The sequence below is a fragment of the Halomonas sp. OfavH-34-E genome, from assembly GCF_024124525.1.
Lineage (GTDB): Bacteria > Pseudomonadota > Gammaproteobacteria > Pseudomonadales > Halomonadaceae > Halomonas > Halomonas litopenaei.
In genome coordinates this window covers 1-25,627 of record NZ_JAMXRY010000023.1, presented here as the reverse complement: position 1 = coordinate 25,627, position 25,627 = coordinate 1, and the positions used below count along the sequence as shown (strand labels likewise).

Sequence of the window (25,627 nt, the reverse complement as noted above, 5' to 3'; positions counted from 1 at the left end):
CCCCTGATCACGGCTTGCCGAGCCGAGTTCGCGGCCGCGCATCGGGCTTGGCCAGCAACAGGTGGCAGGTGCTGATGGTGCGCTCCGCGAAACCCGCCTCGCAGTAGCACAGATAGTAGCGCCACATCCGCACAAAACGCTCGTCGTAGCCCAGCTTGCCGACCTGATCGAGGCTCGCCTCGAAACGCTGGCGCCACTCACGCAGGGTACGGGCGTAGTGCGGGCCGATATCATCCAGATCGACAAGGTTCATCGAGGTGTGTTTCGTCAGGTTCTGCAGCAGTACCGTGGGCGATGGCAGAAAACCACCGGGAAAGATGTAGCGCTTGATGAAGTCCATCTCTCTGCGCGCGGCTTCATAGCGCTGATCACGTACGGTGATGGCCTGCAGCAACGCCAGCCCCTGGGGCGCCAGCAACTGGTCCAGGGTCTTGAGGTAGCGCGGCAGGTAGTCGGCGCCGACCGCCTCCACCATCTCCACCGAAATCAGCCGGTCGTAGCGCCCGCTCAGTTCGCGGTAGTCCTTGTTGAGCAGGGTGACCTGGTCCTCGAGTCCCTCCTCGGCCAGGCGGCGAGCGGTATGCTCGTATTGCTCGCGGGAGATGGTGGTGGTGGTCACCCGGCAGCCGCGGGTACGGGCGGCATGGATCGCGAGCCCGCCCCAGCCGGTGCCGATCTCCAGCAGGTGGTGGTGAGGCCTGACGTCCAGCTTGTCGAGCATGACATCGAGCTTGTGCGTCGAGGCCTGCTCGAGGGTAGCCTCCGGGGAGGGGAAGATGGCACTGGAGTACATCCAGTGTTCACGGTCCAGAAAGGTCGCGAACAGGTCATTGCCGATGTCGTAGTGGGCCGCAATATGGCGCCGGGAGCCCTTGCGGGTATTGCGCTGCAGACGCAGCAGCGTGGACAGCAGGGCGCGTCCCAGGCCGGCCAGGCCGCCTTCCACATCGTCATTGACCCGGTCGATGTTGCGCGCAAACAGACGCACCAGTCCGACCAGATCGTCCACGTCCCAGTCACCGTCCATGTAGGCTTCTGCCGCCCCCAGGGTGCCGCCCAGCGCCATGCGCTTCCACACCCGACTGCGGCGTACCACCAGGGTTACGCTCAGTTCCCCCTGTTCCCCAAGCTGATGGCGCTCATGGCCGTCGACAAGGGTGATGCTGCCGTGGCGCAGTTGGCCCAATTGCGCCAGCACCCGAGGCTTGAGCCAGTGGCTGAGCCTGTCGCCGCGTCGGCTGATGGTGACGCCTTGTTCGCTCCTGAGTGTGGTCAAGACGGAGTCTCCTCGGATCTGGATGAGAGGCCTTCGGCCGGCGGTGGGTGATCGTGCAGCGGGACGCCCTTGAGCCACAGCCTGATTGCCTCCCAGTGGATGGCCGCCAGGGTCTTGGTGGCCATCCAGGGTTGCCGCGCAAGGCCGGCGAGCAGCGCCGGTCGGGTAGCCGGCCGGCCTGCCAGGGTCAGGGTGGCATCGAAGTGGCGCTGGCCATCCCGCCAGGTCTCCATGTGCATGGCGAGCTCACGCCCCGGGCTGTTGAAGCGCCAGTGGTAAGTCATGCCCATGGGCAGAAAGGGCGATACGTGCAGGTCCTTGTCGAACTCAGCGCGGTGGCTGTGACGCTCGGGGTCTACCGCGGCAGCGTAACGGGTGCGCTCGCGCCAGGGGGTATTGGTGACTTCACCGAGTATCGCGCCCAGACGCTCGCGTCCCTCGCCGTCGGGTTCGTGGTAGAGGTAGTAGAGCGAGATGGGATTGAACGACACCCAGGGAGAGCCAAGCTGGGTCAGCAGGCAGACCCGGCCCTGGGGCGCCTGGCCCAGGCGCTCGCGGACCTCGGCCCTGGCGGCGTCGGCCAGGGTTATCTCGCTGCCCCGTGCCGGCAGGTAATCCTCGCGCCTGAAGCGGGCCAGCGCCGGCCTGCGGGCACTGAAGCCGGGCACCCGGTCGAACAGTTCGGGCAGCTCCTCCAGATCGAGCCAGGCCATCCATACGCGATAGGCAAACTCGTGGGGTCGCGGCAGAAAGCGCCGATGGCGCAGGGTGCCGCGGTAGATCCGCGAACGCGGCTTGGCGATCATGGTGCCACCGCCTCCAGCCGCTCATGGTCGCTTTCCTCGCAGCCCAGCGCCTTTGCCACCCGCAGCGCGCTCCATACGCCATCCTCGTGAAAGCCGTTGCGCCAGTAGGCGCCACAGAAGTGAGTACGCAGCGCCGCAGAGGAGATCTCGGCATGACGCGCCTGGGCCAGGCTACCCTGGGCCGTGAACTGGGGATGGGCGTAGCGAAAGCGCCCGAGCACCTTGGCCGGGTCGATGCTGTCGGCGTCGTTCAGGGTCACGCAGAAGGTGTGCGGCGCGCTCAGGCGCTGGAGGATATTCATGTCGTAGGTGACCGAGACCCGGTCAGCGTCGCTGCGGCCGTCGAGGCGATAGTTCCAGCTGGCCCAGGCGCGCCGACGGCGCGGCAGCAGGCGAGTATCGGTGTGCAGTACCACCTCGTTGTCGGCGTAGGGCAACGCCGACAGCACCTCGCGTTCGGCGTAGCTGGGGTCATCGAGCAGCCCGAGCGCCTGGTCGGCGTGGCAGGCCAGCACCAGTTGGTCGAAGCGTTCCTCGCCGGCATCGGTGCGCAGCACCACGCCGTCGTGTTCCCGACGAATACCGCGCACCGGCGTCGCCAGGCGGATGGCGTCGGCGTAGGGCGCCACCATGGCATCGATATAGCCGCGCGATCCCCCTTCCACGGTGTACCACTGGGGCCTGTCGTTGACCGACAGCAGCCCATGGTGGTGGAAGAAGCGCAGGAAAAAACGTGTGGGAAAGGCGCGGATATCGGCCAGGCTGGCCGACCAGATGGCGCCCCCCATGGGCAGCAGGTAGTGGCGCTGAAAGTCGTCGCTGAAGCCATGGCCATCGAGATAGTCGCCAAGGGGCATCAGCAGGGCATCGCTGGACGTATCCTGGCCCGGTCGCGCCAGATCGGCGATGGCCAGTCGGTTGAAGCGCAGGATCTCGCCCAGCAGGCGGTAGAACGCAGGGCGCAGCAGGTTGCGACGCTGGGCAAACAGCGAGGTCAGGGTGTGGCCGTTGTACTCGAAGTCGCGGTCGGTGCGATGCACCGAGAAGCTCATCTCGGTGGCCTGAGCGTTCACCCCGAGGTGTGCCAGCAGGCGCTGGAAGTGCGGATAGGTGCGATCGTTGAAGACGATGAAGCCGGTGTCGATGGCGTAGTCCCGTCCGTCCAGGCTGACATCCACGGTAGCGGTGTGTCCCCCCAGCCGGTCGGCGGCCTCGAACAGCGTCACCCGGTGACGCGCGCTCAAGTAGCGGGCGGCGGCCAGGCCGCTGATACCCCCACCGATCACCGCAATGCGCTGGGCCTCGAACGGCGGTTGAAGGCGAGTCATTGGTTGCGTTCCTTGTGGGGGGTGGAAGCGTCATCGTCTTCGCGCCTGACCAGGCGCTTGCCCAGGGCGATCCTCAGCCGCAGGGGCAGGATGCCCATGAACTTGACCAGGTAGGTGAAGCGCCGCGGGAAGTGGATGTCCCGTCGGCGTGCCGACAGTCCTTCGAAGATCGCCTTGGCCGCCTGTTCCGGCGTGACCGCCATGGGCATGGGGAAGTCGTTGCGTTCGGTCAACGGCGTCTTGACGAAGCCGGGGTGGATGACGCTGACGTCGATGCCTTGATGGGCCAGGTCGAGTCGCAGCGACTCGAGAAAGTAGCTCAGTGCCGCCTTGGACGCGCCGTAGGCTTCGGCACGCGGAAGCGCCAGATAGGCCGAAGCACTGGACGTCGCCACGATCTGCGGGCGGGCACCCTGGCGTCGGGCCTTGTGCAACAGCGGCAGAGCCACCTCGATGCCATGGATGGTGCCGAAGAAGTTGGGTTCGAAGTTGTCGCGAACCAGGGTGGTGTCGACGCGGCCGCCGTCGAGGTAGACGCAGGTCCCGGCATTGAAGATCACCATGTCGAGGCCGTCGAAGGCCTCGTCGATGCGTGCGGCGGCGTCCTGCATCGACGCGCGGTCGGTGATGTCGGCGGGGACCGGCATGGCATTCTCGTGATCCTTGGCCAGTCGTTCGAGGCCAGCCTTGCCGCGCGAAGTCAGGGCGACGCGATGGCCATCGTCGAGCAGGCGTCGTGCCAGTGCCTCGCCGATGCCGGAGGTGGCGCCGGTCAGCCAGATGCGCTGAGGGTTGGGGTCGCGTGCCATCTACTGTCGCTCCTTTTGCGGTGCGGCCTTGCTGTCTGAGCTTGCTGTGGGCTCGATTCAAGCTCGCTGCGATTCACGCTTGTCGAGATTCACTCTTGTTGTACAAGGTCGGATCAGAATTCTGGGCCTGCTGTCAGCTACGTATCGGCGCCGTCCATGGTTTCAGCCGACGGTGCGTATATTTACCGAAGGCGCGGGCATTGGCCGGCGCTGCCAGCCTCAACCGGCGGCGTATCGCTTGATGCTGCGTATCACCGCGCCGAGCAACGGCAGGCGCTCGTAGAGCAGCGCACCGGCGTCGAAGTGGTCCTGGTGGTGGACCACCTTGCCGCCGTCTGGTGAGGCGAAGCGCAATACCGAGCAGCCTTCCACGTCGATCTGGCGGCCTTTGCAAAGGCGCCGGTGGCGCAGCGCCATGGTCCAGCACACGAAGCCCCGGTCGCCGTCCCGCAGGCCATGGTGAAAGCGGAAGCGGCAGTCGATCACGTTGGCGTACAGGGCGTCGAAGTCGCGCTTCAGTGCCTCTATGCCTTCCACCCGATGCAATGGGTCGATAAAGACGATGTCACTAGAATATATACTGTATAGCTTTTCTGTACAGGTATTGTCTAGTTTATTGAAGGTGTCGCAAAAGGTCGCCAGCACAGGGTCCTGGATCATGGGGTGCTCCTTGTCGGTGTTGTTGTCGTCGGCAGATCGGACTGAGGTGGATCGGGCTGGGGCGGATCAGCAAAGGGACCACAGGATGACGCTGGCTTGTGCTGGGCTATCTCACGCCAGGCCAAGCCAGACAGTGTCCTTATCCCGCGTCCTTCGACAGGCTCTTGAAGGCGTCGAGTGCGCGCTCGCGGGCGGCGCGGTGGTCGACGATGGGGGCGGGGTAGTCGAGGTCGGTGAGCAGATCCCGGGTCGGGGCATGTCGCTTCTTCGGCGCCAGTGACGCAAGCTCCGGCACCCAGCGCGCGATGAATTCGCCTTCGGGATCGAAGCGTTCGGATTGGGTGGTGGGGTTGAAGATGCGGAAGTAGGGCGCGGCGTCGGTACCGGTGGACGCCGCCCACTGCCAGCCGCCGTTGTTGGCGGCGAATTCACCGTCGACCAGGTGCTCGAGAAAGAATCGCTCTCCACGTCGCCAGTCGATCAACAGATGCTTGGACAGGAACATTGCGGTCACCATGCGCAGGCGATTGTGCATCCAGCCGGTAGCGACCAGCTGGCGCATGGCGGCGTCGACCAGCGGATAGCCGGTGCGTCCTTCGCACCAGGCGGCAAAATCCTCGGGGGCATCGCGCCAGTCCAGGGCCTCGGTGTGGCGTTGAAAGGCCCGATGGCGGCATACCCTGGGGAAGCCTGTGGCCACGTGCTGGTAGAACTCTCGCCACACCAGTTCGCTGACCCAGGCGGTCAGGCCGGCGTCGCCGTCGCTCAAGCTACCGTCGTTGATCGCCATCACCGCCTGCATGCACTGACGCCAGGAGATCATGCCCAGCGCCAGATAGGGCGATAGCTCGCTGGTGCCGCGTCTGGCCGGGAAGTCCCGCTGCTCCTTGTAGCGCTTCGCCGGGCTGTCAGGGAAACCTCGCAGAAAGCGCGACAGGCGGTCACTGGCGGCCTCCTCGCCGGCCGGCCAGTGGCGACCATCCACGTTCTTGTCCGGATAGTCGGGGCGCTGGCTGGCGCTGGAGGACAGCTCCAGCGGCGCCTGGCGCTCCGGTGGGTCCAGCACCTCGAGTCGCTCGGCGCTGATGGCCTTGTGCCAGGCCTTGGCAAAGGGGGTGAAGACGCCGTAGTAGTCGCCCTTGCCGGTGAGCAGCTCGCCGGGACTGAAGGCCACGGCGTCGCGCAGGGCACGTGCCTCGAGGCCGCTGTGCTCGGCCTGCGCCAGCACCGCCTGGTCGCGCTTGACCTCATCGAGAGGGTACTCGCGATTGAAATAGAGGGCGTCGGCGCCGAGCTCCTCGGCCAGCGCCATCAGTGCCTGGGGAGCGTCATCGAAGCGCGGCACCTGGCGCTGGATCAACGGGATATTGCGCTCGGCCAGGGCTTCGCCCAGGGCCTCGACGCCACGACACAGAAAGTCGAGCTTGTTGTCGCCGTGGCCGTGTTCGCGCCACTGCTGCTCGGCGTGCAGAAAGACCCCGATGACCGGGCCGCGTCGGGCGGCGTGGTAAAGCGCAGTATTGTCGTGAATACGCAGATCGCTGCGAAACCAGACCAGAGTGACAGGCATGGGGAGCTCCCGCGAATCGTGTCGTGGTTAGAGGGGGCATCGCGCCGCGACGGGGATGATCAGGCTGTCTTGTCGTGGCTCAGTGCTGGCGAATCAGCGGCCTCAGCCGGTCCAGCGCCATGGGGATGTCGTCACCGAGCACCTCGATCTGGCTGTCGGCCAGTTCGGCGGCGCGGATGCGTGCCACCGGGCCGCACAGCGCCAGCGGAGTGTCGAGCTGTTCGGCCAGACGAGGCAGCAGTCGACGGACCACGTCGGAGCGTTCGGCCTTGCCGCTGCACAGCACCACCGCACCGGGGCGCAGGCGTTCCAGCGCCAGCGGCAGATCGGTGAACGGCAGCGGCGCATCCATCAGGGCGATGCGGTAGCCGCGTTCACTGGCGGCGAGCGCCAGCATCAGGGTCCATAGCGAACCGTCATCGTCTGGCAGGGTGTCCAGCAGCAGGGTGGAACCACGGGCGGTGCGATTGGCGTGAAACAGGCGAATACCGATGCGCGTGCGCAGGAAGCTCTCCAGGCTGCGTCGCTGCAAGGCCGCACCAAGCTGCCCTTCCCAGCGTTCCTCAAGCTCCTGGACCACTGGCTGCCATAGCTCACTGATGCAGGTGCCGACCGGGTAAAGGGCCAGGGACTGCTGATACAGGCCGTCCAGATGATCCATGTCGAGGGCATCCACCGCGCCCAGCATCTGGCGGCGCTGCGAGGTCCAGTCGCCGGCGGCGGGCGGTGCCGTCTCGGCGGGCTCGGGCTGGGTCAACAGATCCTTGACCTGACTGACCGGGACTCCGCGGTTGAGCCATTGCAGAATACGCTCGACCCGCTCGATGTCTTCCCGAGCGTAGAGGCGATGCCCCTTGGGCGTGCGGCGCGGCTCGATCAGTCCGTAGCGCCTCTCCCAGGCACGCAGGGTCACCGAATTGACCCCGGTGAGCCGCGACACTTCGCGGATGGGGTAGAGAGGAGATTCGGTGGGGGGCGCCGTATGACTCATGAGGGCCTCGATGCGTGTCCTGGTGCGATTGTGAAGGCGCTAGCTGCGCCCTGTCCCTGGAAGTTGTCGATGGCGTAGGTGACTCGACGTTTCCGTAGCTGTACAGACGCTACAAAGTGTACAACAGTTTTACCGCTTTTCGCTCACGCTGATTGAACGTCTAGGCTTAGTCCGAAAAGTCGGCGAGCGAAGGTTAGACAAGGCAAAAATCGGTGAGACAGCGCAGTTTACGGGGTGTAAATGAGCATGTTGATCCGATTTTTAACGCCGTATTACCGAGCGTAGGCACTTTTCAGACAAGCCCTAGGGGGCTGATCAGGGGGCCGGTGACAGCGTCTCGCCGACCTGGTCGGCCACTGCGCTTGCCAGCGCCTCGACGAACACGGGGTGTTCTCCTACCGGCGCCAGCAGCGTCAGCTCGAGCCCCGGGTGTTCGCTGCGCAGGGCGTCGATCTGGGCAGGCACATCCTTGCGCAGATGACGACCGGCGGCGAAGAACAGCGGCAGCACCTCGATGCGGGTAGCACCGGCTGCGCTCAGTTCGGCCACGGTGGACTCCAGCGACGGCTCGCACAGCTCCATGTAGGACAGCCGGATCGGCGTGCCAAGGCGTGGCGCCAGGGCGTCGCGGAAGTGCTCGAAGGGCGCCCGCCAGTTGGGATCGCTGGAGCCGTGTGCAAGTAGTACCAGTGCGTATGACATGTTCGGTTTCCTGATGACCTGAAAATGGGTAAGCCTGCGACTGGCGCCCGCTTCAGGCGTCGGTGGCAGTACGATGCAGGGCCTCGGCGACGTGCACGCCCGACAGCCAGGCATCCTCGATACGTCCGCCGCGCAGACCGTCACCGGCCAGTGCCAGGCCATCCTCGCCGAGACGGTGATCGGGCGCCGCCAGCGTAAGGTCCGCGGTGGCGTAGCGCCAGCGATGGGCACCGCTGGCCGTGATCTGGGGCAGAGAGGAACCTGTCGGCAACCGGGTTGCGAGGGCCTTCTGCAGGGCTGCCGTCAGCCTGCTGGCCACGTCCTCGGCGTCGTCCTCGAGATGGCGCTGACTCCATTCGTCCCGGGCCAGCAGCGAAAGCGTCTCGCTCTGGTGCTCGCCCCCGGGCTTGCGATTGTGGCGAACCGCCAGGCGCAGCGGCCCCTGGTCAAAGCGTACCACTGGCCAGTCGGCGTCGATGCCCTCGAGCGTCAGCGCTGTGTCGAAGCGCACCCAGGCACTCCAGCAGGGCAGCATGCGGATCTCACGACAGGCCTTCGCCAGCGCCTCGTCGTGGGGGCGCAGCAGGGGTTCGGCCTGGGCCGCCGGCGCGGTCACCACCACCCGGTCGAAGGGGCCGTAGCTGTCGCCCTGCGGGTCCTCTAGCCACCAGCCGTCCAGGCGATCGGTCAAGCGGGTGACGCGAGTCGCCGCAAACAGCTCATGGGGGGCGGCCAGGTGGCGGGTGATGGCGCTCATGCGTGGAGTGCCGCAGTAACGATGTTGATCGTCGCCTTCCTCATGCCAGGCGCCCGAGGCGTCGACCCGATAGCTGGAGGGCGGCCAGGGCGTGGCCACCCCTGCGGCTTCCCAGCGGTCGACCTCGGCGGCGAAGGCAGCGTCACGCACGCTGAAGTATTGAGCACCCAGGTCGAGGGATTCGTCTCCCTCCCGGCGAGAACTGGCGCGCCCACCGGGTCCTCGGCCCTTGTCGAACAGCACCGCACGGTGACCGTGTCGGCGGAGCTGGCCGGCGCAAGCCAGGCCGCTGAACCCCGCTCCAATGATGGCGACCTGCAGCATCGACGGAAGCCCTCCTCGAGTCTGTGGTGTCAGTATCTTGGATGTAGCGTATAAGTGATGTACAACTTGAGTCAAATGAAGTCCTAGGCTCTGTCCGAAAAGTCGACGAGCGAAGGTTAGACAAGGCAAAAATCGGTGAGAAAGCGCAGTTTACGGGGTGTAAATGAGCATTTTGACCGGGCTGGCGCACCAGCCGATTTTTAACGCCGTATTACCGAGCGCAGGCACTTTTCAGACAAGCCGTAGACCGGCCAGCGCACAACCGACTAGGCTGAAATCAGGCTGGTCGCACGCTGCGGTGGTCGCTGCCGTCAGAGAGGGCCGACGGTATGTGGTCGGGGCCAGGGATCGTTGTGTATTGCGAGAGGACAAGCTATGCGAGTACTGATCACCGGTGGCAGTGGCTTTGTGGGCCAGCGTCTGTGTCGACGCTTGGTGGACGCCGGTCACCGCGTACAGGTGGTCTCCCGCTCACCGGCGCAGGCGGCGAAGGTGCTGCCCGAAGGAGCGGATGTACGGGTCAGCGCGCTGGACTTCGTCGACGCGCCGCCGGGGGTGCTGGTCAACCTGGCAGGCGAGCCCATTGCCGACAAGCGCTGGAGTGACACTCAGAAGGAAAGACTTATCGATTCGCGCATCAACGCCACCAGGGAACTGGTGATGCTGTGCGAACAGCTGTCGCAGACCGCCAAGGCCCCCAGGGTGCTGGTCAGTGGTTCGGCCATGGGCTTCTACGGCGATCAAGGCGGGGGCGAGGATGCGCCGACGGTAACCGAGCAGACAGCGCCCCATGATGAATTTGCCCACCGCCTGTGCAAGCGCTGGGAACAGGCCGCCGCTGGAGTGAAGGACTTCGGCGTGCGCCTGGCGATCCTGCGCACCGGCCTGGTGCTGGATGAAGGCGGCGGCATGCTCAAGAAGCTGCTGCCACCGTTCAAGCTGGGGCTGGGGGTGCGGCTCGGCAAGGGCGATCAGTATATGCCCTGGATCCATCGCGAGGATCTGGTGGAAATGATCCTGTGGTTGATCGAGAAGGAGCACCTGAGCGGGCCCTTCAACGGCAGTGCCCCGGAGCCCGTCACCAACCGCGAGTTCACCGAAGCGATCGGGCGTCACCTGAAGCGCCCGACGCCCTTTCCGGTGCCGGCGATGGTGCTGGAGACCGCCTTCGGCGAGATGTCGCGGCTGCTGCTGACCGGCGCGCGCATGGTGCCGCAGCGCTTCGAGGAGGAGGGCTTCAGCTTTCGCTACCCGACCCTGGACAAGGCGCTGGACGACATTCTTTAAGACGGCGCGAGTTCCGCTGTTCGACACCGGCGGTCGCTACTGCCGGTCGATACCCCAGGCGACTCACGTTACGCCAAGGCCTTGCACCGGACACATCTCGCAAACAGCAGGAGCCCCGCGCTGTCGGTCGCAGCGCGGGGCCACCCTTAGCGGCTGTCGTCGTCGATGGTCACGATCACACGCACGGCGTCCAGGCGCAGGCGGGTGCCTTCGATGGCCTGGTCCAGCGCCTGGCGCTCGTCGCGCAGGGCGGTGATCTCGTCCTCGCGTACCGACGGGTTGCGCTGTGCCAGGGCCTCGAGTCGGGTCAGCTCGTTGTCCAGCGTCTGGCGCATGCGCACCTGGGCGGCCTCGACGATCGTCGGCAGCTCTCGCTGGGCCTCGGCCTCGGCGCTGTCGAGCAGGTCTCGCAGCTGGTCGTGACGACTCTTGATCAGGTCCCGCGCCACCGCCTTCTTGACCTTCTTGAGGTTCTTCGAAAGACCGGTGAAAGACACCTTGTCGGTGAGGTTGGCGCCGGACTCGTCGAGCAGCACCCGCACCGCGGTGGGCGGCAGGAAGCGATTGAGGTGCAGGCGCTTCGGTGCCGGACAGTGGGTGCGGAACACCAGCTCCGCCATCAGCCGGCCGGCAGGGATCGCCGGATGCTTGAGCAGGGCAAGGGCGGTGTTGCCCATGTTGCCGTCGAGGATGCGGCCCATCATCTCGCGCAGCAGCGGGTGTTCCCAGGACAGCCGCTGGACGTCGTCCCGGGCCAGCGCGCGGGAGCGCGAGGTGGTCACGGTGAAGCCTTCCTCGCCCTTCACCAGCCCTGGCAGGCCGTCGAGCATGTGCGAGCCCGGTGACAGCAGGGTCAGGTCGTTGCCAAGTTCGCGACTGTCGACGCCGAAGATGTCCAGCGCCTGGTCGAGGTAGCGTGGCAGGGCGCGGTCCTCGTCGAGTTCGACGATCCCCTGCTTGACCGACTCGACCCGCTCGGGACGGCAGGCGTTGAGCTCCAGCAGGCGATTGCGACCGGCGTCGCGTTCCGCCAGCTTGGCGTCGAACAGCGCGCGGGTCTCGCCGATGACTTCTTCCAGGGCCTCGTCGTCGAGCAGGCTCTCGGCCAGGTCGTCGCCGAAGGCGTCGAACAGGTCATTGCCGATACCGTGCGGCGCACTGAAGGCGTCCATCCCCTCCTGATACCAGCGCAGCAGTTTCTCGCCGGGGCTGCCTTCGAACACCGGCACATGGATCTCGATGGCGTGGCGCTGGCCGATGCGATCGAGACGGCCGATGCGCTGCTCGAGCTGGTCCGGGTGGAGCGGCAGGTCGAACATCACCAGATGACGACAGAACTGGAAGTTGCGGCCTTCGGAGCCGATCTCGGAACACACCAGCACCTGGCAGCCGTCCTCGTCATCGGCGAAGGCGGCGGCGGCACGGTCGCGCTCGACCAGCGACAGGTCCTCGTGGAACACCGGCGCCTGTACTCCGCCGAGCACGCGCAGGCCGTCGGACAGCCCCTGGGCGGTCTCGCGGTCGTGGGCGATCACCAGGACCTTGTCGTCGCCCATCTCGGTCAGCCGTTCGAGCAGCCAGGTCACCCGGGGGTCGAACTGCCACCAGGGTTCGGCGTTGAGCGGATCCTCGGTCAGGGCGCTGTACATGCCGTCCAGATAGACCATCACCTCGGGGTGGTCGAGGCCGGTCTCGATCAGCAGCTCGTCGAGGTAGTCCTCGTCCCGCGCCAGGCGACGCAGCACTCGGCGATAGGACGACGGCAGCTCCAGCTTGTCGACGTGCAGGCGACGTTCAGGGAAGCCGCCGACGTGGCGACGGCTGTTGCGGAACATCACCCGGCCGGTGCCGTGGCGGTCGAGCAGCTGGTCTCGCAGCTGGGCGCTGGCCTGCTGGCGCTGTTCCAGGCTGCATTCGGGGTTGGACAGGGTCGCCAGCAGCGCCTGGCTGTCGCCGTCGTCGGCGACCGCGCCGATGGTGTCCCGGGCGCCGGCATCCAGCGGCCCGTCGACATCGCCCAGGGCGTCGATGGCCTCGGCCACCGCCACATAGCCCTGCTCTTCGGCGCGGAAGGCCTCCAGGTCCGAGTAGCGATCGCGATCGAGCAGGCGCAGCCTGGCAAAGTGGCTGGCCAGCCCCATCTGTTCCGGCGTCGCGGTCAGCAGCAGCACGCCCTCGGTGGCGCCGGACAGGCGCTCGACGCAGGCGTAACCGGGGCCGACCTCGTCCTCGCTCCACTCCAGGTGGTGGGCCTCGTCGACGATCAGCAGGTCCCACTCGCAGGCTTCGGCCTGCTGCTGGCGGTGGGTGTTGGCGAACAGCCAGTCCTGGCTTGCCAGCACCAGCTGGCCGGCCTCGAAGGGATTGGCATCGCCATGGGCCTGGCTCTGCTGTTCGTCGAGCAGGGTCACCGACAGCGAGAAGCGTCGCAGCAATTCCACCAGCCACTGGTGAGTCAGGCTCGCCGGCACCAGGATCAGCGCGCGCTCGACCCGCCCGGTCAGCAGCAGGCGATGCAGGATCAGTCCGGCTTCGATGGTCTTGCCGAGGCCGACTTCATCGGCCAGCAGCACGCGAGGCGCCTGACGCGAGGAGACCTCGTCGGCGATGTACAGCTGATGGGGGATCAGATCGATGCGTGGGCCGGCCAGACCCAGCGCCGGGTTCTGCTCGATGCGATGGTAGTGATGCAGGGTGCGAAAGCGCAGGTCGAACCAGTCGTTGCGATCGACCTGGCCGGTCAGCAGACGATCTCGGGCCTGGTCGAACTGCATGCTGTCGGCCAGCCGGGCCTCCGGCAATTCGCACAGCTCGCCCTTGTCGTCTTCGCCGATATAGACGATCAGGCCATCGATTTCCTTGGTGTCGTCCACCGTCATCTGCCAGCCCTCGGCGGACTGGATGCGATCACCACTGCCGAAGGCGACTCGGGTCAACGGGGCAAGACGGGTACTGTAGGTGCGGGTTTCCTGGCTGGCGCCGAAGAGCACGGTGACGCTGCGCGCGTCGCAGTTCAGGATAGTGCCCAGGCCGAGTTCGGCCTCGCCGTCGCTGATCCAGCGCTGGCCGGGAGAGAAGTCGCTCATGATGCCTCGGGAGATGCGTCGTTACGGTTCGTGGTCGCGGGCCAGGCCCGCCGCCGACAGGGCGCGGTATCTTACAGCAATCTTCAGTCTGGCTTAAGCGCCATCGTCATGCCCGTGATCAGATGTCGCATGGCGGCTGAAACCTTCGCATCGAGGCGTTCCCGAAACGCCCCCGCGCTTGCCGCCGTGCCCGGGCCAGCGATGAGCTCGGCCGTGAGGTGGGGGATTCAGGCTACGTCAGTGCAGGAAAAGACAGGTTGGGCGGGCCGAGGCGGGGTGTCCCCCTCGGCCCTGAGACTGCGGGTGCGGTTCACCTGCAGTATGTGCTCAGGTTGGCAAAGTTTCAGCGCGCCAGCCAGTCGTCCAGCAGAGGCAGGGTCAGCTCCCCCACATGGCGCTCGAGCAGCTTCCCTTCGGCGTCGAACAGCAGTGTCGTGGGTAGCCCGGGAGATTGACTCGCTGCCAGCAGTTGCTGGCGCGGGTCGAGCAGGGGGTAGCGAAAGTCCAGGCCGGCCTCGTCCAGGTAGCGCGCGACCTGAACCAGCGGCTCGCCCTGATTGGCCACGACCACGGTGACGTCGTCGCGTTGGTCGATGTCGGCCAACAACGGCATCTCGCGCCGGCAAGGCGGGCACCAGGTAGCCCATAGATTGATGATCAGCGGCTTGCCGGTGGGGCCGCCTGCCAGCGAGGCCAGTTCGATGGGGGCGCCATCGACGTCTTCCAGGGTCAGCTCTGGCACGCGTTGTGGCGCCGGACTTGCCGACAGCGGCGCCCAGCTGACCAGCGCCAGCCAGGCAAGCGAGGCGACCAGCGTCAGACCCAGGGCACCGAGCAGGGCGCCGAGGCGATCACGCAGTGACCACAGGGTCCACAGGGCGGCGGCGACCAGCCCCCAGACCCCGCTGTAGCCGGGCAGCCACAGTTTGATGATATCCAGCCAGTTGTCCTGATAGGCGGCCCAGTGCGGCAGCACGTGCCCGAGGCGAGCGCCGACCAGCCAGGCCAGCATCAGGCCGTTGAACCAGCGACCGTGGCGGCGGCGGGGCAGGCCCATCAGGAAGGCGCTGGCGGCCAGCAGCAGCAGGGTGACGACGAGGGCGTAGAGACGCGGCAGGCTCACTAGCACCGGACCGATGGCGATGGCATCCATGGATGGGGCGAACTCCATTGGGGAAACGCGAAAGCACGAAAATGCGCAGGCGAGCAGGTACACTTGGTGGGCTCGATCCGGCAAGGCTACTGCGCCCGATGCGCGCTGTCATCTCGAGCCGCCTGCCGGGCCATCGGTTTTCGAGCCATCTCTCTGATCAGGATCTGTGATGTCACCACCCAAGACCTTCGACCCCCTGCGCGCCCTGGCCATCGGCAGCCAGGCCCTCGGCTTCGTGATGATCTTTGTGCTCGGCACCACCCTGGACCACCCGCGCCCGTGGCAGGGGCTCACCCTGGGGCTGATGCTGGTGGTGGCGTTGGTAGTAGCGATCGTCCGGCGCTACCGCAACAACCGCCTGCAGAAGTTCCGTGACGAACGGCGCCAGCGGCTGTTGGGTGATGATGAGGGCGATGACGAGGGGGACGAGGGACATGACTGACCAACAGCGTCAGGCCCGGACCTCTCGGGTCGATGAGGCGCAGCGGGCCGGATCGATGGCGGTAAGCCTCAGCCAGTGCCCCTCCGGCATCCGGCACAGCACCACCCGAAAGGCGCACTGACGCGAGGTGCTGTTGTCTCCCTCCCAGCTCTGTACAAAGCCGCACTCGTGTCCGCAGTCTTCCAGGCGTCGACGCAGCGCAGGAAAGCTGGCGGCGTCGACCTCGAGATTCAGTGTTCTCGGCGGCGTCGGGGTGTGGCTCGCCAGCAACATCAGCACCTGGGTGTTCTCGCCGCCCCCCAATTCCAGGGTCACCCCAGTGTCGCTGGCGACCAGCACCCGAAGGCCCAGTGTCGTCTCGAAGAACCGACGCATTCCCGCCAGGTCGCTGACCTCCAGGGCGCCCGGCTCCAGACTGAGATGCTGCATGACATGCCTCCGTGGGATCATGTGTCGGATTCAGTCTGGCGCCGAAGCCGCCGGTTTTCCCTTCAAGCCTGTTTATGGCCTCTATCGCCTGGCGCTATGGGCGTGGCGATTGGCCGCTTGCGGGTGCCTCCTTGCAGCCCTTTCCAGGGCGTCTTGTCCAACTTCCTTTTCGTACAAGTGGACGACGTCTTCGTCGACAGGTCGCCCTGCCTGAGTATGACGAATCGGCGGCAATGACGTGACCGCTGCATGACAGCCAACCCCAACTCCTTGTTTTTTATACCTCTGGCGAGGTAATGCCGGAGCGCTTGCTCCGTGTGCAGGGAAATTTGTCATCTCAATGACATTGTCTAGACAACTGGCCTTCATCTTTGATGTCCAGACTGGCGCCATTCCTAGAGGAGAGGCGTCATGTCCATTCCCACCATCATCGTCGAGCGGCTCAACAAGAACTTCGGCCATAGCCGAGTGCTCGAGGATGTCAGTTTCGAGATCACCCCGGGGGAGATCGTTGCGCTGATCGGCCCATCCGGCTCCGGCAAGTCCACCCTGATGCGTCATCTGGTCGGACTGACCTGCTGCAACCGTGATCGCGGTGGCCGAGTCAGCCTGCTGGGGCGCGAGATCCAGGCCAGCGGTCGCCTTCGCCGGGCCAGCCGTGGCCAGCGCTGCCGGGTCGGCTACATCTTCCAGCAGTTCAACCTGGTCAATCGCCTCAGCGTGCTGACCAATGTGCTGATTGGCCAGCTCGGGCGCATGCCGCGGGCGCGGGCGCTGCTCGGTCGTTTCAGCGACGAGGAACGCCAACGGGCCCTCAAGTGCCTGGCTCGGGTCGGCCTCGAGGGCATGGCCTACCAGCGTGCCAACACCCTTTCCGGCGGTCAGCAGCAGCGGGTGGCCATCGCCCGGGTGCTGATGCAGGACGCCGACGTCATCCTCGCCGACGAGCCCATCGCCTCGCTGGACCCGCGCAGCGCCCGGGAGGTGATGGAGATCCTCGAGCGGATTCACGCCGAGGATGGCCGCACCGTGGTCATCACCCTGCATCAGGTCGATATCGCCCGGCGCTACTGCCACCGGGCCATCGCGCTCAAGGATGGGCGCCTGTACTTCGACGGCAAGACCTCCGAGCTGACCGACGCACGCCTCAAGACCCTGTACGAGAACGCCGGCCTCGACGAGCTGCGTGCCGGCAGTCAACCCGACCTGCCGTCACCGCTGCGTGAGCCGAGCTACACCCAGGCCCAGACGGCTGTGTCGGCGCAGGTCGTCCATAGCTGAGCCACCACATCCTGCGACACCTGTTCCCACAACGACCGATAACCTTCAGGAGAATCCCATGTCTCTCGCATCCTTTCGTCGCCTGTCGCTGCCATTGATCGCCGGTATCGGCCTCGCCGCCAGTGCCCAGCTGGCCGCCGCCGAGACCGAGACCCTCAAGTTCGGCATCATCTCCACCGAGGCCAGCCAGAATCTGGCGCCGCTGTGGGACCCGTTCCTGGCCGATATGTCCGAGCAGATCGGCATGGAGGTCGAGCCCTTCTTCGCCACCGACTACGCCGCGGTCATCCAGGCCATGCGCTTTGATCAGATCGACCTGGCCTGGTACGGCAACAAGTCGGCCATGGAAGCCGTCGATCGTGCCGACGGCGAGATCTTCGCCCAGACCGTGGCGGCCAACGGAGCCCCGGGCTACTGGAGTCTGATGATCACCCACAAGGACAGCGACATCGAAAGCGTCGATGACGTCCTGGCCAACGCCTCCGAGCTGGTGTTCGGCAACGGCGATCCCAACTCCACCTCCGGCTATCTGGTGCCGGGCTACTACGTCTTCGCCAAGAACGGTGTCGACGCCTCGTCAGCCTTCAAGCGCACCCTGAACTCCAGCCACGAGACCAACGCCCTGGCGGTGGCCAATCAGCAGGTCGACGTGGCCACCTTCAATACCGAAGGCATGGAGCGTCTGGAAGTGACCGCGCCGGACAAGGCCGAGCAGCTGCGGGTGATCTGGAAGTCGCCGCTGATCCCGTCCGACCCGCTGGTGTGGCGCGGCGACCTGGACGACGCCACCAAGGAAAAGCTGCGTGAGTTCTTCCTGAACTACGGCGATGACGCCGAAGAGCAGCAGATTCTCGAGCCGCTGCAGTGGTCTGGCTTCGATGCCTCCGACAACGACCAGCTGTTGCCGATCCGTCAGCTGGCGCTGTTCAAGGAGCGCTCCGAGGTGGCAAAGGACGAAAGCCTGGACGAAGGCGATCGCGAGGCCCGACTGGCCGAGATCGACAGCCAGCTCGACGATCTCGACGCGCGCATGAAGGAAGTGCAGGCCGCCGAGGCGATGCCCGAGGATGCCGCCACCAACGCCGGCTGATGTGACGCCAGGCCGCGCCGGGACGAAGGCCCGGCGCGGCCTGGACCGCTCACGCTGTCACCGCTTTCTCAAGTTCCCCCAGGAAAACGCATGACCACCCAGACACAACTTTCCGGCATCAGCCTGCCGCCCAAGCGTAGCTGGACCACCCTGGCGCTGTGGGGCGTCGGCCTGGCGGTGCTGGCCTGGTCCTGGCAGGGCGTCGAGATGCGCCCGAGCCTGCTGGTGACCAACGCCGACAATATGGCGACCCTGGCCGGCGACTTCTTTCCCCCGGCCTTCGGCAACCTCGGCCACTACATCGAGCAGATGCTGGTGACCATCCAGATCGCCATCTGGGGCACCCTGCTGGCCATCCTGGTCGCCATTCCTGCGAGCCTTCTGTGCTCCGAGAATCTGGTGCCCTGGTGGGTCTACCAGCCGGTGCGCCGACTGATGGACGCCACCCGTGCCATCAACGAGCTGGTATTCGCCATGCTGTTCGTGGTGGCGGTGGGGCTTGGGCCTTTCGCCGGAACCCTGGCGCTGTTCATCCACACCACCGGGGTGCTGGCCAAGCTGTTTTCCGAAGCGGTGGAAGCCGCCGAGGCCGGGCCCATGGAAGGCATTCGGGTCACCGGAGCAGGGCGCATCGAGGAGATCGTGTTCGGTCTGATTCCCCAGGTGCTGCCGCTGTGGATCTCGGTGAGCCTGTATCGCTTCGAGTCCAACATCCGCTCGGCCACGGTGCTCGGCATGGTCGGTGGCGGCGGTATCGGGGTGGCGCTGTGGGAGACCATGCGCGGATTCCAGTACGCCGAGACGGCCACCATCATGCTGGTGATCATCATCGCCGTGACGGCGCTGGACATGGCCTCGCAGTTCGTACGCAAGCGCTTCATCTAGGCTGACACAGCAGAGCCGAGTAAGCAGACCAGAACGGCTGGTCTGCCGGTGGCTTCGGCCACCACCCGATACCTTCTTTTTTGGAGCGAAGATGTCTAGACAAGTGACCGAGGCAGGCAGCCCGCCGCGCTATCGCCAGTTGGCCGATGTCCTCTCGCGCGAAGTCCGGGCGCAGTACTCTCCCGGCGATCTGCTGCCCAGCGAAGCGGCGCTGTCCAGGCGCTTCGGCGTCAACCGCCACACCGTACGCCGGGCGCTGGACGAACTGGTGGCCGCCGGCATGGTGACCCGTCACCAGGGCCGTGGCACCCAGGTGGTGGACCGCCGCCTGGACTATGCGGTCAACGCCGCCAGCAAGGTCACCCACAACCTGGCGGAACTGGGCCTGGCCACCGAGACCTGCTGCCTGACCCAGGGCCTGGCGGTGCCGCCGGAGGCCATCGCCCAGCGCTTTGCGCGTGGGCCGGGCGAGAGCCTTCTGTGTGTCGACACCATGCGCCATGTCGACCGGGCCCCGCTGTTGCGGCTGCGCCACTGGTTCGACCCCGAACGGGTGCCGGGCTGGCTAGATCGCTATCGCGGTGGTTCGACCCGGGCGCTGCTGGACCAGCACTACGGGCTGCGCCTGAGGCGCTCCCGGGTGCGCCTGGAAGCGGTCCAGGCCGACGCCGACGACAGCCGCATGCTGCAGTGCGCCCGCCTGGCGCCGCTGGTGGTGCTGACCAGTGACAACGTCGACGCCGATGGTCGTCTGGTGGAGATCTCCGTCAGTCGGGCACGGGCCGATCGGCTGGCCTATCACTTCGACTTTCCCGCGGACGAGCGTCCGCAGTCCCACGACGACGAGGGCTTCTCATGACACCGACCATGACCCCGACGCAACGTCATCGCCTGCTCGCGTTGACTCCTTTCGACCGTCTTGCGCAAGGCTGGCAGTCCCTGGGCATCCAGGCGAGCCACCGCTGCGTGCGTGGCCCCGAGACCGGCATGGCGATGGTCCGTGGCCGCATGGGCGGCAGTGGATCGGCCTTCAACCTGGGCGAGATGACCCTGACCCGGGCCAGCGTCGCCCTCGATGACGGCACCCTTGGCCATGGCTGGGTGCGTGGTCGCGACAAGGCCCACGCCGAGCTGATCGCCCTGGTCGACGCCTGCGCTCACCACGACCACTGGGCCAGGCGTATCGACAGCGAACTGATGGCACCGCTCGAGCAGGCACTCGATGAGCAGCGCAACCAGGCCTCGCAGACCGCCGCCGCCACCCGCGTCGACTTCTTCACCATGGTAAGGGGCGAATGAACATGACCCAGCAGACCTCCGAGGCCGTCCGGCCCCACGACTGGCCGGGACTCGTCGATCCCGTTCACGACAGCCAGCGGCTGTTTCGTCAGCTGCTCAGCGCCATGTCCGAGCCCGGCACTCTGACCGAGCTTGTCTTGCCGGAGCTGCCGGCCGGCGCGGCGATCTCGCCCGCCGCCTGGGGCGCGCTGCTGGCACTGTGCGACCTCGATACCCGGGTGTGGGTGGACCAGGAGCTGGCTGGCGCCAACCTTGCCGCCGCCCTGGCCTTCCACACCGGGGCGCGACTGACCGACGACCCGGCCCAGGCCGACTTCGCCCTGGTGACCCCCGACACCCTGTCCCGGGAGGACGGCTTCGCGCTGGGCTCGGACGCCTGGCCCGATCGCAGCACCACGCTGATCGTGACGGTCGAGGCACTTGCGCAGGGCGAGGACTGGTGGTTATCCGGTCCCGGGGTACCCGGTCAGCGCGGCCTTGCGCTGGGTAACGCCGAGCGCGTGCTGCCGTTGATGCGTGTGCTCGCCGCCAATCGTGCCCACTTCCCCCGGGGGCTGGACGCCTTTATCAGCAGCGGGACGCGACTCACTGCCATCGCCCGCAGCACCCGTCTGTCGGGAGCTGGCTTGTCCGGAGCTGGATTGGCGGAAACAGACGACGCCGAACATCAAGAGGAGACCGCCTGATGTATGTCGCCGTGAAAGGAGGCGAGAAGGCCATCGCCAATGCCCATCGCTGGATGGCCGATCGTCGTCGTGGAGAGCGCGACCAGCGCGAACTCGAGGTGTCCCAGGTCCAGCAACAGCTGGGGCTGGCGGTGGACAGGGTGATGGCCGAGGCCTCGCTGTACGATCCCGAGCTCGCCGCCCTGGCGCTCAAGCAGGCCAGCGGCGACACCGTCGAGGCGGTGTTTCTGCTGCGCGCCTATCGCACCACCTTGCCGAGGCTGGCCGAGACCCTGCCGGTGGATACCGGCGCCATGTGCATAGAGCGTCGCATCAGCGCCACCTTCAAGGACGTGCCCGGCGGCCAGGTGCTGGGCCCGACCTACGACTACACCCACCGGCTGCTCGACTTCATGCTGCTGGCCGGCGAGGAGGTCGAGAACGCCACACCGGCGCCGCCGCGTGCCGAGGAAGGTCTCGAGGCCTGCCCCCAGATCCTCGACTGTCTCAACCATGAAGGCCTGATCGAGCGGGAAGAGGACGATGGCAGCGAGCCCTACGACATCACCCGCGATCCCCCCGACTTTCCGGTGGATCGCGCCACCCGGCTGCAGATGCTGGCGCGTGGCGACGAGGGCTACCTGCTGGCGCTGGGCTATTCGACCCAGCGGGGCTACGGGCGCAACCACCCCTTCGCCGGCGAGATCCGCCAGGGTGCGGTGGAGGTCGAGATCGAGGTCGAGGGCTTCGACGGACCGGTGTGCGTCGGCGAGATCGCCATGAGCGAGTGCCAGATGATCAACCAGTTCGCCGGCAGCGGTGACACCGCCCCCCAGTTCACCCGGGGCTACGGCCTGGCCTTCGGCCGCAACGAGCGCAAGACCATGGCCATGGCGCTGGTCGACCGCGCCCTGCGCGCCGATGAGCTTGGCGAGCCGATCCAGAGCCCGGCCCAGCAGGCCGAGTTCGTGCTGGCCCACGCCGACAGCGTCGAGGCCTCGGGCTTCGTCTCGCACCTGAAGCTGCCGCACTACGTCGACTTCCAGTCGGAGCTTGAGCTGATTCGCCGCCTGCGTCGTGAGCACGCCGAGCGTACCGCCGCCACGGCCGAGGCCGTGTCCGACACCCAAGCCGCCAGCGCACGTCCTGCACCAGGCGATGGCGACAAGGCCGATCCCGAAAAAGCCCAGACCGCGAACGCCCAGGCCAAGAACGTCCAGGAGAACGTCCGATGAACACCGCCATCGACAGCGGCTACAACTTCGCCTACCTGGACGAGCAGACCAAGCGCATGATCCGTCGCGCCCTGCTCAAGGCGGTGGCGATCCCCGGCTACCAGGTGCCCTTCGGCGGGCGCGAGATGCCGATGCCCTACGGCTGGGGCACCGGTGGCATGCAGCTGACCGCCAGCGTGCTGGGCGCCGACGACACCCTCAAGGTGATCGACCAGGGCGCCGACGACACCACCAACGCGGTCAGCATCCGCGCCTTCTTCGAGCGCGTCGCCGGGGTCGAGACCACCACCGCCACGGCAGAGGCCAGCGTGATCCAGACCCGTCACCGGATTCCCGAGAAGACCCTGCGCGCCGACCAGATCCTGATCTTCCAGGTGCCGATCCCCGAGCCGCTGCGCTTTATCGAGCCCAGCGAGGAGGAGACCCGGGTCATGCACGCCCTCGAGGAGTACGGGGTGATGCACGTCAAGCTCTACGAGGACATCGCCCACCACGGCCATATCGCCACTACCTACGCCTACCCGGTGAAGGTCGACGGACGCTACGTGATGGACCCCTCGCCGATTCCCAAGTTCGACAACCCCAAGCTGCACATGAGCGAGGCGCTGATGCTGTTCGGCGCCGGCCGCGAGAAGCGCCTCTACGCGATTCCGCCACACACCCGGGTGGAGAGCCTCGACTTCGAGGACCACCCCTTCGAGATCCAGGCCTGGGACGAGCCCTGCGCCATCTGCGGGGCCACCGACAGCTACCTGGACGAGGTCATCATCGATGATCAGGGCGCACGCATGTTCGTGTGCTCGGATACCGACTACTGCAACTCCCGCAGCGAGGAGAAGGCATGAAGCGCCCACAGCTTGAACGTCCCGCCCTGCTCGAGGCCCGCGCCATCCAGCGCCTGTACGGCCCCGGCAAGGGCTGCGAGGAGATCGATTTCACCCTGCACCAGGGCGAGGTGCTGGGCATCGTCGGCGAGTCCGGCTCGGGCAAGTCGACCCTGTTGCGGGTGCTCTCCGGGCTCGAGGCGCCGGATCGCGGTCAGGTGGTCTATCACGCCGGGGAAGCCGGCTCGGTCGGCGGCTCCCCCGGCAAGGACGAGGCGCTCGACCTCTACGCCATCAGCGAGGCACGCCGCCGCGCCCTGCTGCGCATGGAGTGGGGCCTGGTCCATCAGAACCCCCGGGACGGCCTGCGCCTGGGCGTCTCCGCCGGGGCCAACGTCGGTGAACGACTGATGGCGCTGGGCCAGCGTCACTATGGCGAACTGCGCGCCGCCGGACAGGACTGGATGGGCCGGGTCGAGCTCGACCCCGCGCGCATCGACGACGCGCCCCAGACCTTTTCCGGTGGCATGCAGCAGCGCCTGCAGATCGCCCGCACCCTGGTGACCCAGCCGAGGCTGGTGTTCATGGACGAGCCCACCGGCGGCCTCGACGTCTCGGTCCAGGCGCGGCTTCTGGACATGCTGCGCACCCTGACCCGGGAGCTCGGCCTGTCGGTGATCCTGGTCACCCACGACCTGGCGGTGGCCAGGCTGCTGGCCCACCGCCTGATGGTGATGCGCCGGGGCAGGGTGGTGGAGGCCGGGCTGACCGATCAGATCCTCGACGATCCACAGCATCCCTACACCCAGCTGCTGGTGTCCTCGGTGCTGACGCCATGAATTCGCTTGCTCAGGAGTCCAAGATGACGTCCCCCTTTCTTACCGCCCGGCGGCTCGACAAGACCTTCGTGCTGCACGCCCAGGGCGGCCAGGCGCTGCCGGTGATGCGCGGTCTCGATCTGTCCCTGTCGCCGGGCGAGTGCCTGGTGCTGGCCGGGCGCAGCGGCATCGGCAAGAGCACCCTGTTGAAGATGGTCAACGGCAATTACCGGGTCAGCGGCGGGCAGCTGACGCTGCACTTCGAAGATGGCGAGCTGGAGCTGTCGGCGCTGCCGGCCCATGCCTGGCACCTGCTGCGGCGCGACGTGATCGGTTACGTCAGCCAGTTTCTGCGGGTGGTGCCCCGGGTCTCGGCCCGGGAGGTGGTGATGGAGCCGCTGCTGGCCCGGGGCTGTGACGTGTCCGAGGCCCGCGCCCGTGCCGAGGCCCTGCTGGCGCGGCTCAACCTGCCCGAGCGGCTGTGGGAGCTGGCGCCAGGCACCTTCTCCGGCGGTGAGCAGCAGCGGGTCAATATCGCCCGTGGCTTTATCGCCGAACACCCGCTGTTGCTGCTCGACGAGCCCACGGCGTCGCTGGACGCCGCCAACCGCGAGGTGGTGGTGCAGTTGATCGAGGAGGCCAAGGCCCGTGGCACCGCCATGCTCGGCATCTTCCACGACGAGGAGGTGCGCGAGCGGGTCGCCGATCGCCTGCTTGAGCTGGAAGGGCATATGCTGCTTGGTGGCACCGACGCTGACCGCACCGCGTCAGACCATACCTCATTTCGTCAGACCGACTCCGGGGAGTCCCTTTCATGAACCAGGATCAGATTCTGACCAACGCCAGGCTGGTGCTCGACGACGAGGTGGTGCACGGCAGCCTGGTGATCAAGGACGGCGTGATCAAGGCGCTGGAACGTGGCCCGGTGTCGCTCCCGGGGGTGACCGACTGCCAGGGCGATATCCTGATGCCCGGCATGATCGAGCTGCACACCGACAATATGGAAAAGTACTTCCAGCCAAGGCCCAAGGTGTCCTGGCCGGGCCGCCAGGCGGCGCTGGCCCACGACGCCCAGATGGCCGCCAGCGGCATCACCACGGTGTTCGACGCAGTGTCGATCGGTGACGTCGACGAGCAGAGCATGCGCCACGGGGCCCTCGACGAGATGGTCTCCTCGCTGGCTGCGATCAACGACAACGGCATGGCCCGGGTCGACCACCGTCTGCACCTGCGCTGCGAGGTGTGCCACCCGGATACTCTGGCGCGTTTCAAGAGCTTCATGGACTCGCCGCTGCTGGGGCTGGTGTCGCTGATGGATCACTCGCCGGGCCAGCGCCAGTTCGCCAGCCTTGACGCCTACCGGGTCTACTACCAGGGCAAGTACGGCCTGGACGATGCCAGCCTCGAGGCCTTTATCGAGAAGCAGCTGGCCAACAGCGCCGCCTATTCCAGCGCCCACCGTCGCGCCATCGCCGAGCTGTGCAGCGAGCGCGGCCTGGCCCTGGCCAGCCATGACGACGCCACCGTCGCCCACGTGGCGGAAAGCCTCGAGTACGGCACCCGGGTAGCGGAGTTCCCCACCACCCGGGAGGCCGCCGAGGCCTCCCATCGTCACGGCATGGCGGTGATGATGGGCGCCCCCAACGTGGTCCGCGGCGGCTCCCACTCCGGCAATATCGCCGCGGCCGAGCTGGTGCGCCTGGGCGTGCTCGACATCCTGTCCTCCGACTACTACCCGGCGGCGCTGCTCGATGCGGTATTTCGTATCGCCGCCATGGAGGACGGCTACGACCTGCCCCGCGCGGTGGCCACGGCCTCGCGTAGGCCGGCCGAGGCCGTGGGCCTGGACGATCGCGGGCGTATCGCTCAGGGGCTGCGCGCCGATCTGGTGCGGGTGCGCGAGGTCGACG

25 protein-coding genes are annotated in these 25,627 nt (G+C 66.6%); 13 read left to right on the top strand and 12 right to left on the bottom strand.

What is annotated here, in order from left to right; all coding sequences use genetic code 11:
• Nucleotides 1–7: 7 nt before the first annotated feature.
• The 9 genes from NH448_RS11565 to NH448_RS11525 all read right to left on the bottom strand — a co-directional run bounded on the left by NH448_RS11565 (nucleotide 8) and on the right by NH448_RS11525 (nucleotide 9,223).
• Nucleotides 8–1,276: a cyclopropane-fatty-acyl-phospholipid synthase family protein gene (locus tag NH448_RS11565; RefSeq protein WP_045990824.1), complete on the bottom strand. Its 1,269-nt coding sequence runs from the start codon at nucleotides 1,274–1,276 to the stop codon at nucleotides 8–10.
• On the bottom strand, nucleotides 1,273–2,082 hold the full coding sequence (locus NH448_RS11560; protein WP_045990823.1) for a DUF1365 domain-containing protein: 810 nt from the start codon (nucleotides 2,080–2,082) through the stop codon (nucleotides 1,273–1,275). The genes NH448_RS11565 and NH448_RS11560 overlap by 4 nt, the downstream gene beginning before the upstream one ends.
• Complete coding sequence (locus tag NH448_RS11555) at nucleotides 2,079–3,410, bottom strand: FAD-dependent oxidoreductase (protein WP_045990822.1); 1,332 nt, start codon at nucleotides 3,408–3,410, stop codon at nucleotides 2,079–2,081. The genes NH448_RS11560 and NH448_RS11555 overlap by 4 nt, the downstream gene beginning before the upstream one ends.
• The gene (locus tag NH448_RS11550; RefSeq protein ID WP_045990821.1) at nucleotides 3,407–4,219 is read right to left on the bottom strand and encodes an SDR family NAD(P)-dependent oxidoreductase; all 813 of its coding nucleotides are present in this window, start codon (nucleotides 4,217–4,219) and stop codon (nucleotides 3,407–3,409) included. Before NH448_RS11550 ends, NH448_RS11555 begins: the two co-directional genes overlap by 4 nt.
• Nucleotides 4,220–4,438: 219 nt before the next feature.
• Nucleotides 4,439–4,879, bottom strand: a complete 441-nt coding sequence (locus NH448_RS11545) for a nuclear transport factor 2 family protein (RefSeq protein ID WP_045990820.1) — start codon at nucleotides 4,877–4,879, stop codon at nucleotides 4,439–4,441.
• A 139-nt stretch (nucleotides 4,880–5,018) separates the two neighbouring features.
• Nucleotides 5,019–6,449, bottom strand: coding sequence for a deoxyribodipyrimidine photo-lyase (phrB, locus tag NH448_RS11540; RefSeq protein ID WP_045990819.1), 1,431 nt, complete (start codon nucleotides 6,447–6,449; stop codon nucleotides 5,019–5,021).
• A 79-nt stretch (nucleotides 6,450–6,528) separates the two neighbouring features.
• A complete protein-coding gene (locus NH448_RS11535) occupies nucleotides 6,529–7,440 on the bottom strand; it encodes a MerR family transcriptional regulator (protein ID WP_045990818.1) in 912 nt (303 codons plus the stop codon).
• 315 nt (nucleotides 7,441–7,755) lie between these two features.
• Nucleotides 7,756–8,142 carry a CbiX/SirB N-terminal domain-containing protein gene (locus tag NH448_RS11530; RefSeq protein WP_108449193.1) on the bottom strand — a complete coding sequence of 129 codons (387 nt, stop codon included), beginning with the start codon at nucleotides 8,140–8,142 and terminating at the stop codon, nucleotides 7,756–7,758.
• A 52-nt stretch (nucleotides 8,143–8,194) separates the two neighbouring features.
• On the bottom strand, nucleotides 8,195–9,223 hold the full coding sequence (locus NH448_RS11525; RefSeq protein WP_253028792.1) for an FAD-dependent oxidoreductase: 1,029 nt from the start codon (nucleotides 9,221–9,223) through the stop codon (nucleotides 8,195–8,197).
• Between the two features lie 375 nt (nucleotides 9,224–9,598).
• Between NH448_RS11525 and NH448_RS11520 the strand changes: the two genes are divergently transcribed.
• On the top strand, nucleotides 9,599–10,510 hold the full coding sequence (locus NH448_RS11520; protein ID WP_253028791.1) for a TIGR01777 family oxidoreductase: 912 nt from the start codon (nucleotides 9,599–9,601) through the stop codon (nucleotides 10,508–10,510).
• 146 nt (nucleotides 10,511–10,656) lie between these two features.
• Here NH448_RS11520 and rapA read toward each other — a convergent pair whose 3' ends face one another.
• Nucleotides 10,657–13,596, bottom strand: coding sequence for an RNA polymerase-associated protein RapA (rapA, locus tag NH448_RS11515; protein WP_045994220.1), 2,940 nt, complete (start codon nucleotides 13,594–13,596; stop codon nucleotides 10,657–10,659).
• A 343-nt stretch (nucleotides 13,597–13,939) separates the two neighbouring features.
• Complete coding sequence (locus NH448_RS11510) at nucleotides 13,940–14,749, bottom strand: TlpA disulfide reductase family protein (protein ID WP_045994221.1); 810 nt, start codon at nucleotides 14,747–14,749, stop codon at nucleotides 13,940–13,942.
• A 169-nt stretch (nucleotides 14,750–14,918) separates the two neighbouring features.
• Here NH448_RS11510 and NH448_RS11505 point away from each other — a divergent pair, with 169 nt between their 5' ends.
• Nucleotides 14,919–15,191, top strand: coding sequence for a hypothetical protein (locus tag NH448_RS11505; RefSeq protein ID WP_045994222.1), 273 nt, complete (start codon nucleotides 14,919–14,921; stop codon nucleotides 15,189–15,191).
• Nucleotides 15,192–15,200: 9 nt separating this feature from the next.
• Here NH448_RS11505 and NH448_RS11500 read toward each other — a convergent pair whose 3' ends face one another.
• A complete protein-coding gene (locus NH448_RS11500; protein ID WP_045994223.1) occupies nucleotides 15,201–15,620 on the bottom strand; it encodes a glyoxalase/bleomycin resistance/dioxygenase family protein in 420 nt (139 codons plus the stop codon).
• A 411-nt stretch (nucleotides 15,621–16,031) separates the two neighbouring features.
• Here NH448_RS11500 and phnC point away from each other — a divergent pair, with 411 nt between their 5' ends.
• The 11 genes from phnC to NH448_RS11445 all read left to right on the top strand — a co-directional run.
• Nucleotides 16,032–16,901 (top strand): phosphonate ABC transporter ATP-binding protein, encoded by an 870-nt coding sequence (gene phnC / locus NH448_RS11495; protein ID WP_045994224.1) that lies wholly within the window; start codon nucleotides 16,032–16,034, stop codon nucleotides 16,899–16,901.
• 58 nt (nucleotides 16,902–16,959) lie between these two features.
• A complete protein-coding gene (phnD, locus tag NH448_RS11490) occupies nucleotides 16,960–17,991 on the top strand; it encodes a phosphonate ABC transporter substrate-binding protein (RefSeq protein ID WP_045994225.1) in 1,032 nt (343 codons plus the stop codon).
• Nucleotides 17,992–18,081: 90 nt separating this feature from the next.
• Entirely contained in the window at nucleotides 18,082–18,876 is a 795-nt protein-coding gene (gene phnE / locus NH448_RS11485; protein ID WP_045994226.1) for a phosphonate ABC transporter, permease protein PhnE, read from the top strand.
• Nucleotides 18,877–18,967: 91 nt separating this feature from the next.
• Complete coding sequence (phnF, locus tag NH448_RS11480) at nucleotides 18,968–19,735, top strand: phosphonate metabolism transcriptional regulator PhnF (RefSeq protein ID WP_083970561.1); 768 nt, start codon at nucleotides 18,968–18,970, stop codon at nucleotides 19,733–19,735.
• Nucleotides 19,732–20,175, top strand: coding sequence for a phosphonate C-P lyase system protein PhnG (phnG, locus tag NH448_RS11475; protein WP_239452594.1), 444 nt, complete (start codon nucleotides 19,732–19,734; stop codon nucleotides 20,173–20,175). Before phnF ends, phnG begins: the two co-directional genes overlap by 4 nt.
• A 2-nt stretch (nucleotides 20,176–20,177) precedes the next feature.
• Complete coding sequence (phnH, locus tag NH448_RS11470) at nucleotides 20,178–20,861, top strand: phosphonate C-P lyase system protein PhnH (RefSeq protein WP_083970564.1); 684 nt, start codon at nucleotides 20,178–20,180, stop codon at nucleotides 20,859–20,861.
• Nucleotides 20,861–22,075: a carbon-phosphorus lyase complex subunit PhnI gene (locus NH448_RS11465; protein WP_083970562.1), complete on the top strand. Its 1,215-nt coding sequence runs from the start codon at nucleotides 20,861–20,863 to the stop codon at nucleotides 22,073–22,075. The genes phnH and NH448_RS11465 overlap by 1 nt, the downstream gene beginning before the upstream one ends.
• The gene (locus NH448_RS11460) at nucleotides 22,072–22,920 is read left to right on the top strand and encodes an alpha-D-ribose 1-methylphosphonate 5-phosphate C-P-lyase PhnJ (RefSeq protein WP_045994227.1); all 849 of its coding nucleotides are present in this window, start codon (nucleotides 22,072–22,074) and stop codon (nucleotides 22,918–22,920) included. Before NH448_RS11465 ends, NH448_RS11460 begins: the two co-directional genes overlap by 4 nt.
• Nucleotides 22,917–23,738 (top strand): phosphonate C-P lyase system protein PhnK, encoded by an 822-nt coding sequence (gene phnK / locus NH448_RS11455; RefSeq protein WP_045994228.1) that lies wholly within the window; start codon nucleotides 22,917–22,919, stop codon nucleotides 23,736–23,738. The genes NH448_RS11460 and phnK overlap by 4 nt, the downstream gene beginning before the upstream one ends.
• A gap of 23 nt (nucleotides 23,739–23,761) precedes the next feature.
• Nucleotides 23,762–24,535 (top strand): phosphonate C-P lyase system protein PhnL, encoded by a 774-nt coding sequence (gene phnL, locus NH448_RS11450; protein WP_083970563.1) that lies wholly within the window; start codon nucleotides 23,762–23,764, stop codon nucleotides 24,533–24,535.
• The coding region (locus tag NH448_RS11445; RefSeq protein WP_253028790.1) for an alpha-D-ribose 1-methylphosphonate 5-triphosphate diphosphatase at nucleotides 24,532–25,627 on the top strand (1,096 nt) is incomplete at its 3' end. The genes phnL and NH448_RS11445, both read left to right, overlap by 4 nt.

Bases quoted from the DNA above. Each gene is read 5' to 3' on its own strand.
- NH448_RS11525 (WP_253028792.1), bottom strand. From the start codon at position 9,223: ATGCTGCAGGTCGCCATCATTGGAGCGGGGTTCAGCGGCCTGGCTTGC.
- phnE (WP_045994226.1), top strand. From the start codon at position 18,082: ATGACCACCCAGACACAACTTTCCGGCATCAGCCTGCCGCCCAAGCGT.
- NH448_RS11510 (WP_045994221.1), bottom strand. From the start codon at position 14,749: ATGGATGCCATCGCCATCGGTCCGGTGCTAGTGAGCCTGCCGCGTCTC.
- NH448_RS11465 (WP_083970562.1), top strand. From the start codon at position 20,861: ATGTATGTCGCCGTGAAAGGAGGCGAGAAGGCCATCGCCAATGCCCAT.
- NH448_RS11500 (WP_045994223.1), bottom strand. From the start codon at position 15,620: ATGCAGCATCTCAGTCTGGAGCCGGGCGCCCTGGAGGTCAGCGACCTG.
- NH448_RS11560 (WP_045990823.1), bottom strand. From the start codon at position 2,082: ATGATCGCCAAGCCGCGTTCGCGGATCTACCGCGGCACCCTGCGCCAT.
- NH448_RS11505 (WP_045994222.1), top strand. From the start codon at position 14,919: ATGTCACCACCCAAGACCTTCGACCCCCTGCGCGCCCTGGCCATCGGC.
- phnH (WP_083970564.1), top strand. From the start codon at position 20,178: ATGACCCAGCAGACCTCCGAGGCCGTCCGGCCCCACGACTGGCCGGGA.
- NH448_RS11555 (WP_045990822.1), bottom strand. From the start codon at position 3,410: ATGACTCGCCTTCAACCGCCGTTCGAGGCCCAGCGCATTGCGGTGATC.
- phnL (WP_083970563.1), top strand. From the start codon at position 23,762: ATGACGTCCCCCTTTCTTACCGCCCGGCGGCTCGACAAGACCTTCGTG.
- phnK (WP_045994228.1), top strand. From the start codon at position 22,917: ATGAAGCGCCCACAGCTTGAACGTCCCGCCCTGCTCGAGGCCCGCGCC.
- rapA (WP_045994220.1), bottom strand. From the start codon at position 13,596: ATGAGCGACTTCTCTCCCGGCCAGCGCTGGATCAGCGACGGCGAGGCC.
- phnF (WP_083970561.1), top strand. From the start codon at position 18,968: ATGTCTAGACAAGTGACCGAGGCAGGCAGCCCGCCGCGCTATCGCCAG.
- phnG (WP_239452594.1), top strand. From the start codon at position 19,732: ATGACACCGACCATGACCCCGACGCAACGTCATCGCCTGCTCGCGTTG.
- phnC (WP_045994224.1), top strand. From the start codon at position 16,032: ATGTCCATTCCCACCATCATCGTCGAGCGGCTCAACAAGAACTTCGGC.
- NH448_RS11550 (WP_045990821.1), bottom strand. From the start codon at position 4,219: ATGGCACGCGACCCCAACCCTCAGCGCATCTGGCTGACCGGCGCCACC.
- phnD (WP_045994225.1), top strand. From the start codon at position 16,960: ATGTCTCTCGCATCCTTTCGTCGCCTGTCGCTGCCATTGATCGCCGGT.
- NH448_RS11545 (WP_045990820.1), bottom strand. From the start codon at position 4,879: ATGATCCAGGACCCTGTGCTGGCGACCTTTTGCGACACCTTCAATAAA.
- NH448_RS11535 (WP_045990818.1), bottom strand. From the start codon at position 7,440: ATGAGTCATACGGCGCCCCCCACCGAATCTCCTCTCTACCCCATCCGC.
- phrB (WP_045990819.1), bottom strand. From the start codon at position 6,449: ATGCCTGTCACTCTGGTCTGGTTTCGCAGCGATCTGCGTATTCACGAC.
- NH448_RS11530 (WP_108449193.1), bottom strand. From the start codon at position 8,142: ATGTCATACGCACTGGTACTACTTGCACACGGCTCCAGCGATCCCAAC.
- NH448_RS11520 (WP_253028791.1), top strand. From the start codon at position 9,599: ATGCGAGTACTGATCACCGGTGGCAGTGGCTTTGTGGGCCAGCGTCTG.
- NH448_RS11460 (WP_045994227.1), top strand. From the start codon at position 22,072: ATGAACACCGCCATCGACAGCGGCTACAACTTCGCCTACCTGGACGAG.